This is a genomic window from Streptomyces sp. NPDC060194 (genome assembly GCF_042728285.1).
In the GTDB taxonomy this organism is placed as follows: Bacteria; Actinomycetota; Actinomycetes; order Streptomycetales; family Streptomycetaceae; genus Streptomyces.
The window spans coordinates 1-14,657 of the sequence record NZ_JBHWZH010000083.1; the positions used below are offsets into that span (position 1 = coordinate 1).

At 76.9% G+C, this 14,657-nt stretch carries 10 protein-coding genes; 6 read left to right on the forward strand and 4 right to left on the reverse strand.

Annotated elements, in window-relative coordinates; translation table 11 throughout:
• Positions 1–55: 55 nt before the first annotated feature.
• From ACFWEG_RS18705 to eccE, 3 genes are all read right to left on the reverse strand, one after another.
• Positions 56–2,776 carry an SCO5717 family growth-regulating ATPase gene (locus ACFWEG_RS18705; RefSeq protein ID WP_387216362.1) on the reverse strand — a complete coding sequence of 907 codons (2,721 nt, stop codon included), beginning with the start codon at positions 2,774–2,776 and terminating at the stop codon, positions 56–58.
• 177 nt (positions 2,777–2,953) lie between these two features.
• A complete protein-coding gene (locus ACFWEG_RS18710) occupies positions 2,954–3,187 on the reverse strand; it encodes a DUF397 domain-containing protein (protein ID WP_387216364.1) in 234 nt (77 codons plus the stop codon).
• Between the two features lie 102 nt (positions 3,188–3,289).
• The gene (eccE, locus tag ACFWEG_RS18715) at positions 3,290–5,329 is read right to left on the reverse strand and encodes a type VII secretion protein EccE (protein ID WP_387216366.1); all 2,040 of its coding nucleotides are present in this window, start codon (positions 5,327–5,329) and stop codon (positions 3,290–3,292) included.
• On the opposite strand from eccE, the gene eccB reads away from it, so the two are divergent.
• The 6 genes from eccB to ACFWEG_RS18745 all read left to right on the forward strand — a co-directional run bounded on the left by eccB (position 5,328) and on the right by ACFWEG_RS18745 (position 10,657).
• Positions 5,328–6,833, forward strand: a complete 1,506-nt coding sequence (gene eccB, locus ACFWEG_RS18720; protein ID WP_387216368.1) for a type VII secretion protein EccB — start codon at positions 5,328–5,330, stop codon at positions 6,831–6,833. The genes eccE and eccB overlap by 2 nt on opposite strands.
• Positions 6,830–8,011: a type VII secretion-associated serine protease mycosin gene (gene mycP / locus ACFWEG_RS18725; protein ID WP_387216370.1), complete on the forward strand. Its 1,182-nt coding sequence runs from the start codon at positions 6,830–6,832 to the stop codon at positions 8,009–8,011. The genes eccB and mycP overlap by 4 nt, the downstream gene beginning before the upstream one ends.
• Before the next feature lie 91 nt (positions 8,012–8,102).
• Positions 8,103–8,528: a hypothetical protein gene (locus ACFWEG_RS18730; RefSeq protein WP_387216372.1), complete on the forward strand. Its 426-nt coding sequence runs from the start codon at positions 8,103–8,105 to the stop codon at positions 8,526–8,528.
• Positions 8,525–9,922, forward strand: a complete 1,398-nt coding sequence (locus ACFWEG_RS18735) for a hypothetical protein (RefSeq protein ID WP_387216374.1) — start codon at positions 8,525–8,527, stop codon at positions 9,920–9,922. The genes ACFWEG_RS18730 and ACFWEG_RS18735 overlap by 4 nt, the downstream gene beginning before the upstream one ends.
• A 46-nt stretch (positions 9,923–9,968) precedes the next feature.
• On the forward strand, positions 9,969–10,334 hold the full coding sequence (locus tag ACFWEG_RS18740) for a WXG100 family type VII secretion target (RefSeq protein WP_387216376.1): 366 nt from the start codon (positions 9,969–9,971) through the stop codon (positions 10,332–10,334).
• A gap of 23 nt (positions 10,335–10,357) precedes the next feature.
• A complete protein-coding gene (locus ACFWEG_RS18745; RefSeq protein ID WP_387216378.1) occupies positions 10,358–10,657 on the forward strand; it encodes a WXG100 family type VII secretion target in 300 nt (99 codons plus the stop codon).
• Between the two features lie 45 nt (positions 10,658–10,702).
• Here ACFWEG_RS18745 and eccCa read toward each other — a convergent pair whose 3' ends face one another.
• Positions 10,703–14,638, reverse strand: coding sequence for a type VII secretion protein EccCa (gene eccCa, locus ACFWEG_RS18750; RefSeq protein ID WP_387216380.1), 3,936 nt, complete (start codon positions 14,636–14,638; stop codon positions 10,703–10,705).
• Positions 14,639–14,657 lie beyond the last annotated feature (19 nt).

Genomic DNA, 14,657 nt, shown 5'->3' on the forward strand with positions numbered 1-14,657 from the left:
GGCGGGGCCGCGCGTTGGGGTTAACGCGCGGCCCCTGTGTCGTGTCCGGGCCTTCCTACGGCTGCGGCGGCGTGGGCGGGGCGGTCGGGGGCTGCTGGGGCCAGGGCTGGGCCGGGGCGGGTGCCGGGGCCGGGTAGGGGTGCTGGGGGGCGTGGGTCTGTGGGGGCTGGGCCTGGGGCTGGGCGTGCTGCGGGGGCGGCGCGTAGGCCTGCGGGTCGGGTGCGGGGGCCTGCGGGGCCGCCGGGGCGGGGTACGGCATCCCCGGGAGCGGCGGGGCGGTCTGCGGGGGCGGGTTGCCGTCGCGGGTCCACAGGCCCGCGGCGCGCTGGTGGCGGGCGAAGTCCTCGGCGACCAGGGCCGACAGGCGGAAGTACGCGTCCCTGACCTTCGGCCGCATCATGTCGAGGTCGACCTCGGCGCCGGCCGCGAGGTGCTCGTCGAACGGGACGACGACCACGTCCCGGCAGCGGGTCTTGAAGTGCGACACGATGTCGTCGACCTTCACCGCGCGACCGGTCTCGCGCACCCCCGAGATCACCGTCAGGGACCGCCCGACCAGCTCGCCGTAGCCGTGCGCGGAGAGCCAGTCGAGGGTGGTGCTGGCGCTGGAGGCGCCGTCGACGGACGGGGTCGAGACGATGATCAGCTGGTCGGCGAGGTCGAGGACGCCGCGCATCGCGCTGTAGAGGAGACCGGTGCCGGAGTCGGTGAGGATGATCGGGTACTGCCGGCCGAGGACGTCGATCGCGCGGCGGTAGTCCTCGTCGTTGAACGCCGTCGAGACCGCCGGGTCCACGTCGTTCGCGATGATCTCCAGGCCGGACGGGGCCTGTGAGGTGAACCGGCGGATGTCCATGTACGAGTTGAGGTACGGGATCGCCTGCACCAGGTCGCGGATGGTCGCCCCGGTCTCGCGGCGCACCCGGCGGCCGAGCGTCCCGGCGTCCGGGTTGGCGTCTATGGCCAGGATCTTGTCCTGGCGCTCGGTGGCGAGCGTCGCCCCGAGCGCGGTGGTGGTCGTGGTCTTGCCGACCCCGCCCTTGAGGCTGATCACCGCGATCCGGTAGCAGGAGAGCACCGGCGTGCGGATCAGCTCCAGGCGGCGCTGCCGCTCGGCCTCCTCCTTCTTCCCGCCGAACCGGAAGCGGCTCGCGGCGGACGGCGTACGGCTCGACTTGGGCCGCTGGCGGCGGTTGTTGAGCAGCCGGTCGGAGGACAGCTCGACGGCGGCGGTGTAGCCGAGCGGGGCGCCGGGGTGCTGCCGTTCGCGCTGGTCGTGCTGCACGGGCTGCGGCCAGGCGGCTCCGGCGCGGGGGTCGGCGGGCGGTGCGGGGGCGGGTGGCGGGGTGTGCGCCTGCGCTGGGGTCGGTGCAGGTGTGGGGGTGGGCACGGGTGCCGGGGTCTGCGCCTGTGGAGGGGTTGGGGCCTGTGGAGAGGTTGGGCCCTGCGGAGGGGTCTGGGCCTGCGGGGGTGTCGGCAGCGGTGGCGGCGTCTGCTGCGGGAAGCCGTGACCGCCCTGCTGGGCCGGGATGTCGGGGGCGGCCGGGGGGAGGGGAGCGGTGGGCGGCCGGGGCGGGGCGGACCACGACTGGGGAGGGGCCGACGGGGCGGAGGGCGCGTCGGGTGCGGGTGCCGGGGCCGGCGGAGGGGTGGGGGCCGGCAGGTGCGCGGCGGGGGTGGAGACGTGGGTGGCGTCGCCGGTCAGGTAGCCCTGGTCGCCGGGCTGCGGGGTCGGCGCGGACTCGCCGCCGAGCGGGGCGGGGTAACCGTAGCCGTTGCTCGCGGGCACCGGGGCGGGGTGCGGGGCCGGCGCGGGGGTCGGCCACTCGGGCGCGGGCAGCGGCCGGCCCGGCAGCGGCTGTCCCGGCAGGGGCGCGGGGACGGGCGGCGCGGAGGGGGTCGGCGCGGGGGCGTTCTCGGACCGGGCCGGCTCCGAAGCGGGCGCGGGCGTCCGCTGCTCCGACGGGGCGCCCGGCACGGCGGGCAGCGGCTCGCCCGGCCGGGGGAGGCCGTCCCCGGCGGCCGGCGCGTACGACGGCGGCAGCGGCGGCAGCCCGCCGAGGGGTGCGGGCGGCGGCCAGCCCGGGGGAGGGGTGTCCTGCACGTCGTCCACGGCGTCGTGCCCGTCGCCGCCCGGAGGCGAGTCCTGTACCGCCGGTCCGTCGCCGGGGGCGTCCGGCCCGGTGTCCTCCGCCTCACCCCGGGGCTTCGACGGTACGGCGTCCGCGGGGACGGCGTCCTCGACCGGTGCCACCTCTTCGTCCGCCGCAGGCGTGTCCGGGGCGGACGCATCCGGCCCGGACACGCCTGCGGACCGCTTCTCGTCGTCGGACCCCTCCGGGGCGTCCGCCCGGTCGGATCCGGGAGCACCGCTCTCGTCGGAGCGGGCCGCGGAGTCCCGCGGCGCGTCCGCGCCGTCCGCGCCGTCCGCCGCCCGGGCGTGCGCGTCGGCGGAGCCTCCCCCGTGCATCTCCCGCCGCAGCGCGCTCGGCGAGAACCGGATCGTCGCCCCGCTCTCCACGTCGCCGCCGCCCGCGGGATGCGGGGTCGACCTCGACGGCCGGTCCGCGTCGGGGGCGGGCGTCGCCGCGGCCGGAACGCCCTGTGCGGGCGGGACCGACGCCTCCGGTGAACTCCCCGAGGCGGCGGGCATGTACCAGGCCGGCGACCCGTAGTCGATCGTGAACTCACCCGTGTGATCGAAGGGTTCCGCGTCGGACTGATCTTCGGCGGGCGGGTTCCAGCCCCCGCGGATCTCGTTCCGATCGCTGTTCACAAGGCCTCCTGCGGGTGGTTGAGCACTCCGGCGAGATACTCCGTGTCACGTGCCGCCCCAAGCCTAGTCACCGGCACCGCCCGTACGGCAGGTCCGTAGGCCACCCGATTGCCGTCCCCCGCACGGCCGTTGACCGCACCGCCGTGCCTCACCGGCCGGTGCGGGCGCACGCCGTCCTCACGTGAGGTCGAACTCGCCGTCCCGCGCGCCCAGGACGAACGCGGTCCACTCGGCCTCGGTGTACCGCAGGACGGTGCCGGGGTCGAGGGAGGAGCGCATGGCGACCGCCCCGCCGGGCAGGTAGGCGATCTCCACGCGCTCCTCCTCCTGCTCCGTCCCCGGCGCGCAGTGCCATTCGACGTCCGAGATGTCGAGGGCGTAGAGCTCGTCCTTCTCCTGCTGGGTTCCCATGTGCCTGTTCCTGCCTTCCGAGCGGATGCTTCACGGGTCATGGTGCCCTGCGGGGGCGGTGCGGCGGGAGTCGTGCCCAAAGCTCGCCCCCGAGGGCCGGCGTCAGTCCGTGCGCCGTGCCGCGCCGAGGAGGCCCCTCTCGACCTCCGTGGCCGCCGTCGCCGCCCACCGCCGCTCGCCGCCCGTGCACCACAGCGTCACCCCGTCCGCCGTCGCCGGCAGCGCGTCGCGGACATCCGGCGGCAGCCCCAGCACGGGCCCGAGCTGCTCGGCCTCCTCCGGCGACACCCGCTGGACGCCGACCAGGGCCGCGTCCCGCAGCAGCGCAGGGGCGGCCGGGCCGGCGTACGGCAGCAGCGTGAGCACGGTCTGCCAGGGCGCGGCCGTCACCCGCCCGCGCGGCGGACGCGTCCCGCAGTCCCGTACGACCAGCACGGGGGAGTCGACCGTCGCCCCCGACGGCGGAACGCGGCCCACCGCGCGCAGCGCGACCCGCTCGCCGCCGACGGCCTCGGCGAACGCCGCCCACGCGGGCGCGCGGCCCGTCTCGACCTCCACCCGCACACCGGCGGCGACGGCGCGCAGGGCCAGCACCTGGGCCGTCCAGAGGCCTCCGACCAGCACGACGCCGTACGGGGCTGGGCGGCGCAGGGGCAGGAGGAGGGGGTGCCCGGCGGGGGTGAGGCCGGCCACCATCCCATCGTCGTCAAGGGGGAGTTGTAGTGCGGGGACGGCGTGCGCGGGCACGGTGTGGGAGCCGGTCCGGGCGCCGCCGAGCGGCAAGGTCGTGGTGAGACGGCGGAGTCGATCGCCGCCGTCCCGGGTGAGGCCGATCCCCGCCGCCCGTGCGACACCCTCCAACGCCGCCTGCGCCCCGGCCAGTTCCGCCCCGGACGCGCCGGTCAGCCGTACCCGCGCCTGCATCACCAGCAGCCCGCGCCCCGACGGTGCCGGCCGCAGGTCGACGGCGAGCGTCGTCGCGGGCGCGGGGACGCCCGCGACCGCGTCGGCGACCGTCCGCAGCGGACCGTCGGTACCGGACGCGGGCCAGCGGCGCACGGCGTACGTGGTGTGCGCCCGGTCGCCGGACGGGTCGGCCCACGCCGTCGCCAGCGCCGTCCGCAGACCGGCCGGATCGAGCACCGTCGCCCGGACGCCCGCCCCGGCGAGCCTGCTCGCCGCGTGGTCCGCCACCCGGAGCAGACAGCGCTGGGCGCCGCCGAGCCCGCCTCCGCGCGCCCGTACGGCGTCCGGGCACAGCGCGGGATCCAGCCGCAGCGCCACCCAGGTCAGCCGCAGGGCGGGCGCCCCCGCGCGCCCGGCGAGCGGGGCGTAGGAGATCCGCGCGGCCGACTGCCGGGGGAGGCCCGGGTCGGGCGCCGGGCGCGTCTGCGTCACCACCTGGGCGGAGGCGAGCGCGATGTCGTCGACGGCGAGGCAGTCGCGCAGGACGTCCAGCGGGAGGCCGCGCGTCCCGGGCGGCGTCCGCAGCCCGGGTGCGTCGGCCTCGACGAGGACGACGGCGGCCAGGAACGGGCCGTCGCCCACCATCCCGATCGGGCGGCCGTCACGGGCTGTGTACGGGTGGGGTGTCAGCCCGGAGCTCACCAAGTCGTCCGAGCTGAAGCCCTGTTGGCCACCGTCCTCTTCTGCGGACCGCCGCCTCGCCCGCCGTGCCACAGCACCTGCCCATCCCCGTACCGTCCGCACCCGTGCGACGCCCGCCGTGCCGCACACGGCCGCCGCACCCCACCCGAGCGCCTGCCACGGGCCGCCGAGAGCGGCCGCCGCGGCGAGCGCCGCCTCCAGCAGGACGAGGTGCCGCAGAGGGACCGGACCCAGCCGCCGCCCTCTCGTGCGGGGCCGCGGCCGGACCGCGACGGGGGATTGCTCCCGCGAACCCGGATGTGCCGCCGACCGGTCCCGTGCCCCCGTCCGCTCCCGCCTGCGGGTCAACGTGTCCAAGGTGGTTCCATTCCCGTGCTGTTCGTGCCGGCTCCGCTGTCCTCCGCCCCAACTTCCCACCTGGGCGCGGAGTAACGGGCTTCGAGTGTCACGCCATGTGACAACGCGACCGCGGGCTGCGAGAGTTGCGCCGCCGATCGGCGATCCACCGGCAGGGCGGAAGGCAAACGGACCCATGACATCGCGGCGTGACGAGCTCAATGCGTACACCTTTGCGAAGAGGCGCCTGGTGGCGCAGTTCCTGCGGCCCACCCGCACCGGCTCGGACGAGGGCGCGCCCAGGCCGCTGCGGGCCGTCGTCCCCGGGACGGTCGTCGGGGTGGTGATCCTCGCCGGTTTCGGCGCGTGGGGGATGGTGAGGCCCGCGGCGCCGCCGGACTGGGACGAGCGGGGCAAGAACGTCCTCATCGCCGACCGCTCCGGCACCCGGTACGTCGTCCTGCACACCGCCGGCGTCGGCGAGCAGCTGCACCCGGTGCTGAACATGGCCTCCGCCCGGCTCCTCGTCGACGCGGCGGACGGCGGCGTGCTCACCGTCCCGGAGGCCGTCCTCGACCGCAGCCGGCTGCCGCGCGGCGCCACCCTCGGCATCCCGTACGCCCCCGACCGGCTGCCCGACCCGGCGACGGTCGACGGCCGTCGGGTGTGGGCCGTGTGCGAGCGGCCGGTCGGCGGAGGCCGGGCCGTCCAGCGCGCCGTGTTCGTCCTCGCGGACGGCGACCGCGGACGCGTCGCGGGGCGCGGGCGCCTCGCCGGCTCCCAACTCCTGTACGTGCAGGGCCCGGACGGCGCCCGGTACGTCGTCGACGCCCGCGGGACGGCCTACCGCGTCGACCGGGACGCGCGGCTGCACACCTTCCTGGCCGGGCCCGGCGCCCCGCAGCGGGTCTCGCGCGACTGGCTCGCCACCCTGCACCGGGGGAGCCCCATCCGCTTCCCGCGGCTCGGGGCCCCGCTCGGCGCCCCCGCCGGCGTCCCGACGCTGGGCGAGGACGACCGGGTCGGCACCGTCCTCGTCACGGACGCGGGCGGACGCGCCCAGCACTACCTCGTGCTGCCGCGACGCGTCGCCCCGGTCAGCGAGTTCACCGCGAAGCTGCTGCTCAACAGCCCGGGGCGGGGCGCACTGCGCCGCCCGGTGCCCGTCTCCGCCGGCGCGTTCGTCCCCGGCCGCCCCTTCACCCCGGAGCGGGACTGGCCGCAGGGCGCGCCGCGCGCCGTCGGGGCCGGCAGCGCGCAGAAGGCGCGCGACACCGTCTGCTCCGTGCTCCGCGCCGTCGACCCGAGGACCGGCCGCACCACCCTCGCCACCTGGGCGGGCACCGACTTCCCCGTCGCCCTCCCGGCCGGGTCCGGCGGCACCTACGTCACCCCCGGCTCGGGGCAGCTCTTCCGGCAGTTCCAGGGGACGGCCACCGGCGCGGGCCCTGTCTTCCTCGTCACCGACACCGGCCTGCGCCACATGGTCCAGGACAACAACGACCTCGCCACCGACGACGCGGGCATCGGCGCCCCCGCCGCGGACGCCCCCGCCGGCTCCCCCGCGACGGCCCCGAAGGCCCTCGCACGCCTGAGCTACGGCGACGCCCGGCCGTCCCCCGTCCCCGCAGTCTGGTCCGCCCGACTCCCCACCGGGCCGCGGCTGTCCGAGGCGTCGGCCCGTCAGCCGCAGGGCTCGTGAACGCGTCCGCGCGCGTGCTCACCGCCGTGCTCCTCGCCGTCTCCCCCCTCCTCGCCGCCCCGCCCGCCGCCGCCACCGACCTCTGCACGCGCCCCGCCGAGCCCTACCCCGGCCGCCCCTGGGCGCTCCAGCGGGTGCTGCTCGACGAGCTCTGGCAGCAGGCCACGGGCAAGGGGGTGACGGTCGCGGTCGTCGACTCCGGCGTGGACGACCGCCACCCGCAGCTCGCCGGGGCGGTCGACTCCGCGCGCGGAGCGGTCCTTGTCCGCGGGGCAGGGGCCGACCCCACCGTCGACCTGTCCGGCCACGGCACCCGCGTCGCCGGCGTGATCGCGGCCCGCCCGGCCCGCGGCACCGGCTTCACCGGCCTCGCCCCGGGCGCGACGATCGTCCCCGTCCGGCAGGTCGACGCCGAGGGCGACGGAGACGCGCGCACCCTCGCCGCGGCCGTCGACCACGCCCGCCGGATCGGCGCCGACGTCATCAACGTCTCCCAGGACACCCCGCACGCCCTCGCCGTCGATCCGGCCCTCGACCGGGCGGTGCGCGCGGCCCTCGACGACGGCATCGTCGTCGTCGCGTCGGCCGGGAACGACGGCCTGGGCGGGGCGGTCAGGCCCACCTACCCGGCCTCGATCCCCGGCGTCCTCGCCGTCGCCGCCGCCGACCGCAACAACGAGCGCGCCGCCTTCTCGCAGTCCGGCGACTTCGTCGACGTCGCGGCCCCCGGCGTCGGCATCACCTCCACCGTCCCCGGCGGCGGCCACTGCACCGCCGACGGGACCAGCTTCGCCGCGCCGTACGTCGCCGGGGTCGCGGCGCTCCTGGTGGAGAAGCACCCCGACTGGGGGCAGGAGCGGATCGCCGAGCACATCCGCCGCACCGCGGAACGCTCGGTCGCCGGGCGGGACCGGCTGGTCGGGTGGGGTGTGGTCGACCCGGTCCGCGCCCTCACCGAGGACGAGACCCCCCTGAACGCTCCGCCCGGCCACGAAGGGGTGATCACCGCGCGGGCACCCGACATCACTCCATCGGGCCATGAGCGCGCCACCCGGGAGGCCGGCCGGCGGCTCGCCGCATACGTCCTGGTGGGCGGCGTGGCGCTCCTCGCCACCGTCACCGGCGGGACGGTCGCCCTGCGCGACGCCCGACGACGCCGAGACCCCCGCCGGCGGTGACCTACGGTGTGACCCGCGTCACGACGGCCCGCGCACTCCCGGCGCCGGCGGTCGAGGCGCGGAACGCCGACGGGGACGGAAGAGGGGCGACATGGTGCGGGACGTGGAGCACGGCTCGGGACCCGCGGGGGTGCGGACGGCGGCGGGCAGCGGTGTCCGGCGCGGCCCGGACGCCCTGCGGGCCTTCCGGCGGGATCTCGACGCGGTCCTCGACCAACTGCGGGCATCGGCCGCCAGGCCCGCGGGCCTCGCCGCGCTCGACCTGCCCCGGCGCTCGCTCAGCGGCACCGCGACCCCCTTCGCGGAGGCGGACGGCCTGCACGGCGCGTATGCCGGCGTGCACCGCCAACTGGTCTCAGCGGTCGAGCAGTTGGACGCTCGGATCGAGGCGGTCGGCATCGCCGTCCACGGTGTGGACGTCGGCTTCGAGAACCTCGAACTCGACCTGCGCGAACGCTTCTGGCGCATCCACGCCGACACCACCGCCCATGCACGCCCTGGAGAGGCCCGCCCGTGACCGACTTCGAGCACCGCCCGCTCCACGCGCTGGTCGACCTGGTCGAGACCGCCCGCCCCGCAGACCTGGAGGCCACCGCCGACGCGCTGCGGGCCGCGCGCGACGCCGTCCGCCGGGCCGGCGAGCGGCTCGGCCGCAGTTCCGCGCGGGTCGACTGGGACGGCGAGGCGGCGGAGGCGTGCCGCGCGTGGATCGCGGACCTGGTGCGCAACGCCGACCGCCTCGCGGACTTCGCGGGTGGCGCCGCCGCGCGGATCACGGTCGCGGGCACCGGCCTGGCCTCGGTGCGCCGGGCCGTGCTCCCGCTGCGGGACGAGCATCCCGGCGACTGGTCGCCCCTCGACCTCGTCCACCCCACCCGCAGGGACGGCTCTACGGCCGCGGACGCCGCCGCGCTCCAGGCCGAGCGCCACCGGCAGGAGGCCGTCACCCAGTTGGGCCGGCTCGCCTCGTACTACGCGGTCGCACAGGGGGAGTTGGCGTCCCTTGAGGTCCCGGTCCTCGGCGACCTCCCCGCCGTGGGCGTGCCGCACCCGGCGGACGGTTCGGGAGGGGGCGCGGCGGGCGTGGGGCCGGCGACGGGCGGCGGACCGTCGGGAGCCGTACGGGGTGACCAGCCGGGGCCGGTCGCCGCGGCGGCGGAGACGACGGCGACGGCTACCGCGGCGACGGCACGGACGCCGGACGACCCGCCGCCCCGGGGCACCCGCCCGTCCGAAGGCGCTACGGCCGCGACGCCCCGGGACGGAGCCGCCCCGACGGTGGCACCCGCCACAGCCGCCGCACCCGCCGCCCGGGCCGACGCGCCGAGTCCGGCCGCCCCGGTGGCCACCACCGTCAACGCCTATGTCCCGTCAGCCGGTTCACCGACCGGCCTCACGTCGGAGCCGGCCGCCGGAGCCGTCGGCCCCGCCGCGGCCAGGCCGACCGACCCCCCGAGCCCCCTTCCCGCCGCTGCCGCCCCGGCGCCCGGCTCCCCGCCGCCGCACAGCCGTACCTCACCCCGGCCCGCGACGGCCCCGCACGGCTCGCCGTCCCCGGGCACGGGCCGCCCCGCGGCCGCGATCACGGGCGGCATCCCCGGCCCCGCACCCCACGGCCCGACCTCGTACGGCCCGACCTCGTACGGCCCGACCTCGTACGGTGCGAACGCCGCCACCCCCGCCGTCCACGCCACCCCCCGCTCCACGACCGCCGGACCGGCCCCGACCGGCAGTGCCCGGCCCTTCCTCCCGCCCCCGGTCTCGGCCGTCCCGCGCGGCCCGGGCCCCACGCCCGCCGCGGCCGCGGCCCGGCGACCGCTCTCACCCCCGTCGCACCGCGAACCCCGTCCGGCCGCCGACGACCCGGGAGCTCCCCGCACCCGCCCCACCATCCCCCCGGTGATCGAGTGAACCGCCACCCGCCACCCACCCCCACCACCCCGAACGGACCCGTCCCATGCCCCAGAACCTCCGTCTCAGCGACTCCGCCCTGCTCAAGCTCGAACAGGACCTCACCGGCAGCTTCGAGTCGGTGAAGGCCCAGGTCCACGCCCTGCAGAGCGCCATCAACAGCACCGAGGGCACCTGGAAGGGCGTCGCCTCGCACGCCTTCGACACCAAGCAGCAGGAGATCAACCAGAGCATGCGCCGGATCGGCGTCCTCCTGCTCCGCTTCCAGGAGGGCATCAAGGCCTTCCGCACGGTCTCCGGGAACAACGAGGACGAGATCCGCCAGTCGCTCCAGGGCATCGACGTCGTCGGCGGCCACTCCGGCGACGCGTCGGCGACCGCGACCAACCGCTCCAACCTCAGCACCTACTGACCGCCTCACCCAAGGACCGCACCATGCCGTACAACCCGGACGAGATCCTCGCCACCTACTCGACCATCGACCAGGCCGCCGCGGACATCGAGCGCCAGGGCAAGGCGCTCGACACCGAGCTGCAGAACATCCAGCAGGCCGTCGCCCGGGTCGCCGAGGTCTGGCAGGGCGAGGCGAAGTCGGCCTACGACGACGCCCAGCGCAAGTGGGACAAGGAGGCCGCCGACATCCGCACGGCCCTCTCCCGGATCGTCGCCGCCCTGCGCAACGCCTCGCCCGCCTACCAGGCGGGGGACCGCCGCGGAGCCGCCAGCTTCCTCTAGGCGCGCGACGGGGGCCCCGGCGGACGTACCGCCGGGGCCCCGTCGTCACTCCACCCGCCCCGTCTGCACCAGCAGGTTCCCCCGCCGCCGCGACACGAAGACGCCCCGGCCCGCCGGCAGCGCCCGCGGCCGCACACCGCCGAGGACCTCGCCCTCGGCCGGGTCGCCGGACAGCACCACACCCTGCGCGCCGAGTTCGCGCATCCGCTGCACGAACGGCTCGTACCCGGCCCGCCCGGCGCCGGCCGTCCCCCGGGCGAGGACGAACCGCACCCCCACGTCCCGCGCGAACGGCAGGTACTCGGTGAGCTTCGCCAACGGGTTGCCGGCCGACGTCGACACCAGCTCGTAGTCGTCCACGACGACGTACACCACCGGCCCCGACCACCAGCTCCGCTCCCGCAGCTGCCGGGAGGTGACGTCCGGCGGCGGGGTGCGCCGCCGCATCAGGTCCGCGAGCGCGTCGACGTGGTGCTCCAGCATGCTCGACATCGGCACGTACTCGGCCAGGTGCGACTCGGGCACCGCGTCGAGCAGTCCGCGCCGGTTGTCGATGACGAAGACCTTGCAGGCGTCCCCGTCGTGCCGCTCGACGAGCCCGGCGACCAGCAGCCGCAGCAGGTTCGTCTTCCCCGACTCGCTCTCGCCGAGGACCAGGAAGAACGGGTCCTGGTCGAAGTCGACCTGCACGGGCGCGAGTTCGCTCTCGTCGATGCCGAACGCGATGCCCGGTCCGGGTGCGCCCGCCAGCTCCCGTACCGACAGCGCACGCGGCAGCAGCCGCACGGCGGGCGCCGCCACCGGGCCCCAGCGCCCGGCCAGCTCCGCGCCGAGGGCCGCCGTCGCCTCCGCGAGCCCGTCCGCCGAGCCGACGCCGTCGGTCCTGGGCACGGCCGCCATGAAGTGCAGCTGCTCGGGGAGCAGCCCCCGGCCCGGCACCCCCGCCGGGACCCGGGCGGCCGCCTTGCGGTCGAGGTCGGAGTCGAGGGGGTCGCCGAGCCGCAGCTCCAGCCGGTTCATCAGGTGGTCCTTGAGGTTCGCCCGCACCTCCAGGGACCGGGACGCGCCGATCACCAGGTGCACGCCGTACCCGAGCCCGCGTGCGGCGATGTCGAGGACGGCCGGCTCCAGGTGCTCGTACTCGGCCCGGAACGTGCCCCACCCGTCGATCACCAGGAACACGTCGCCCCACGGCTGCTCGGCGACGTCGATCCCGCCGTCCGCCCGCCGGGCCCGGTAGGTCGCGATCGAGTCCACGCCGGCGGCGCGGAAGTACTCCTCCCGCCGCAGCATCACCCCGTGCACCTCGGCGACCGTCCGCCGTACCCGTTCGGGGTCGAGGCGGGACGCGACCCCGCCGACGTGCGGCAGCCCGGCCACCGCCGCCATGCCCCCGCCGCCGAAGTCCAGCCCGTAGAACTGCACGTCGTGCGGGGAGTGGGTGAGCGCGAAGGCCGCGATCAGCGTGCGCAGGAACGTCGACTTGCCCGACTGCGGGCCGCCGACGACCTGCAGATGGCCCGCGGCGCCGGAGAAGTCCCGCGTCAGCGTGGTCCGCCGCTGCTCGTAGGGCCGGTCGACGACCCCCAGCGGCACCACGAGGCCGCCGCCCGCGCCCTCGACCAGATCGCCGAGAGGCGGCGGGGTGTCCAGCGGCGGCAGCCACACCCGGTGCGCCGCAGGCCCCTGCCCCTCCAGCCGTCGGGCGAGGACGTCCAGCACGGTGTCGGCGAGGACCTCGTCCCGCGCCTCCCGCGCCTCGGGCACGGCGGCAACGGGCGGCGCGGCGGGCAGCGGGACCGGCGCCGCGGTGAAGAGCACCGCCCGCCGATCGGCCCGCACCCGCCCACCGGTGCCGTCCGCGAGGGCCCCGTCCCGGTACGGCCCCGACACGTAGGCCGCCTTGAAGCGGACCATGTCGTCGGTGCCCGACTTCAGGTACCCCGACCCGGGCACGTTCGGCAGCTGGTACGCGTCCGGCACCCCGAGCGCCGCCCGCGACTCCGCCGCGGAGAAAGTCCGCAGCCCGATCCGGTAGGACAGGTACGTCTCCAGGCCGCGCAGCCGCCCCTCCTCCAACCGCTGCGAGGCGAGCAGCAGATGCACGCCGAGCGAGCGCCCGATCCGGCCGATCTGCACGAACGTGTCGATGAAGTCCGGCATGGCGGCGAGGAGTTCGCTGAACTCGTCGACCACCAGGAGCAGCGACGGGATCGGCCGCAGCGGCGCGCCCGCCGCCCTGGCCCGCTCGTAGTCGTGGACGCTCGCGAAGTTCCCGGCGTCGCGCAGGAGTTCCTGCCGGCGGTTCAGCTCGCCGCGCAGCGAGTCGCCCATCCGGTCCACGAGCGTCAGGTCGTCGGCGAGGTTGGTGATGACGGCGGCGACGTGCGGCAGCCGGGCCATCCCGGCGAACGTGGCCCCGCCCTTGAAGTCCGCGAGCACGAAGTTCAGCGTCTCGGAGGAGTGGGTGACCGCGAGGCCGAGGACGAGCGTCCGCAGCAGCTCGGACTTGCCCGACCCGGTCGCCCCGACGCACAGGCCGTGCGGCCCCGTCCCGTCCTGCGCCGCCTCCTTGAGGTCGAGGAGCACCGGGCGGCCGTCCTCGCCGACCCCGATCGGCACCCGCAGCCGCTCGGCCGGCGACCGGGGCCGCCAGGTCGTCGCCGGGTCCACCCGGGCGGCGTCCCCGAGGGCGAGCAGATCCGTGAACTCCAGTGCCGCGAGCAGCGGTTCGCCGTCGTCGCCCGTCGCCGTCCGCAGCGGGGCGAGCTGCCGGGCCAGCGCCTCGGCCGCCGGGAGGGACAGCCGGTCGGGCTCCCCGTCGTAGACGACCCCCTGCGCGGACTCCAGCCGCAGGGCGGCGCCGTCCACGGTCACCGCCAACGTCCCGGCGAGCGACGGATCTTCATCAGATCGGGCGACACGTCCTCCCGCGCGGTCGTCCTCACCCCGCAGGAGTTCGACCACCGTCACCCCCTGCAGCCCCTCCGGCGCTGCCAACGCCGAGAGCGGCGGCACGGCGACGCCGTCCAGGACCAGCACCACCTGCGGCACGTCCGGTGCCGGCGGCGCACCCGGCCGGAAGCACCCCCGGCCGCCCAGCCGCGCCCCGAGCAGCCGCTCCGCCTCCAGCACGTCACCGCAGACCAGACGCCTGCTCCCCGCCCCGTCCGGCGGGCCCGCCGCCTGCACGTGCGGCAGCCACTTCGCCCACTCCCACTCCGGCGCGGTTTCCCGGTCCGCCACCACCGCGACCACCAGGTCGTCGGGGGAGTGGAGCGCCACCAGCGACGCGACCACCGCCCGCACGGCGGACCGCGCCGCAGCCTGCTCGCCGCCGACCGCCAACCGGGCGAAGGCGCGCAGCGAGAGGGCCATCGGCATGCCGTCCACCGTGTCGTGGGTCTGGACGAACTGCCGCAGCGCCCGGTCCGACAGGGGCTCGCGCGCCGGCGTCTCCTCCGTCTCCGGCAGCCGCAGTGCGGTGGCCAGGCGCTGCCGGCCGAGGCCGATCCGCACCTGCCCGAAGTCGGCGTCCGCCGCCCGGCGCTCCCACACCCGCCCACCGTCGGCGACCAGCGCCCACAGCTGGTCGGGCGCGGGATGCAGGAAGTGCGCCGCGTCCCGCTGCCGGGCCGCCGTCCGCAGCACCGCCCGCCGGGTGCGGGCCAGACGTCCCAGGTAGTCGCGCCGCAGACCGGCCAACTCGCCCTGTGTGCCGCGCCGGTGGCGGACGACCATCGCGATCGCCATCGCCACCGACGAGGCCAGCATCACGCACCCCATCACCTTCATGAACCCGCGGCCGTGCACGAAGAAGAACACCACGGAACCGCCCATCCCGAGCAGCGGCAGCAACTGCATCAGCACCCCCTCGTGCTGCGGGCGCGGCAGTTCGGGCGGCGGCTGCACCTGCACATCCGCTTCGGGTACCTCGGGAGGGCGAACCCGCGGCGGGCGCTTGACGACGATCTGGCTCACTGCTCACCAATCCCAGTGC

Coding starts and splice junctions, on each gene's coding strand:
- ACFWEG_RS18710 (WP_387216364.1), bottom strand. CDS start 3,187: ATGGGAACCCAGCAGGAGAAGGACGAGCTCTACGCCCTCGACATCTCG.
- eccB (WP_387216368.1), top strand. CDS start 5,328: ATGACATCGCGGCGTGACGAGCTCAATGCGTACACCTTTGCGAAGAGG.
- eccE (WP_387216366.1), bottom strand. CDS start 5,329: ATGGGTCCGTTTGCCTTCCGCCCTGCCGGTGGATCGCCGATCGGCGGC.
- ACFWEG_RS18730 (WP_387216372.1), top strand. CDS start 8,103: ATGGTGCGGGACGTGGAGCACGGCTCGGGACCCGCGGGGGTGCGGACG.
- ACFWEG_RS18740 (WP_387216376.1), top strand. CDS start 9,969: ATGCCCCAGAACCTCCGTCTCAGCGACTCCGCCCTGCTCAAGCTCGAA.
- ACFWEG_RS18745 (WP_387216378.1), top strand. CDS start 10,358: ATGCCGTACAACCCGGACGAGATCCTCGCCACCTACTCGACCATCGAC.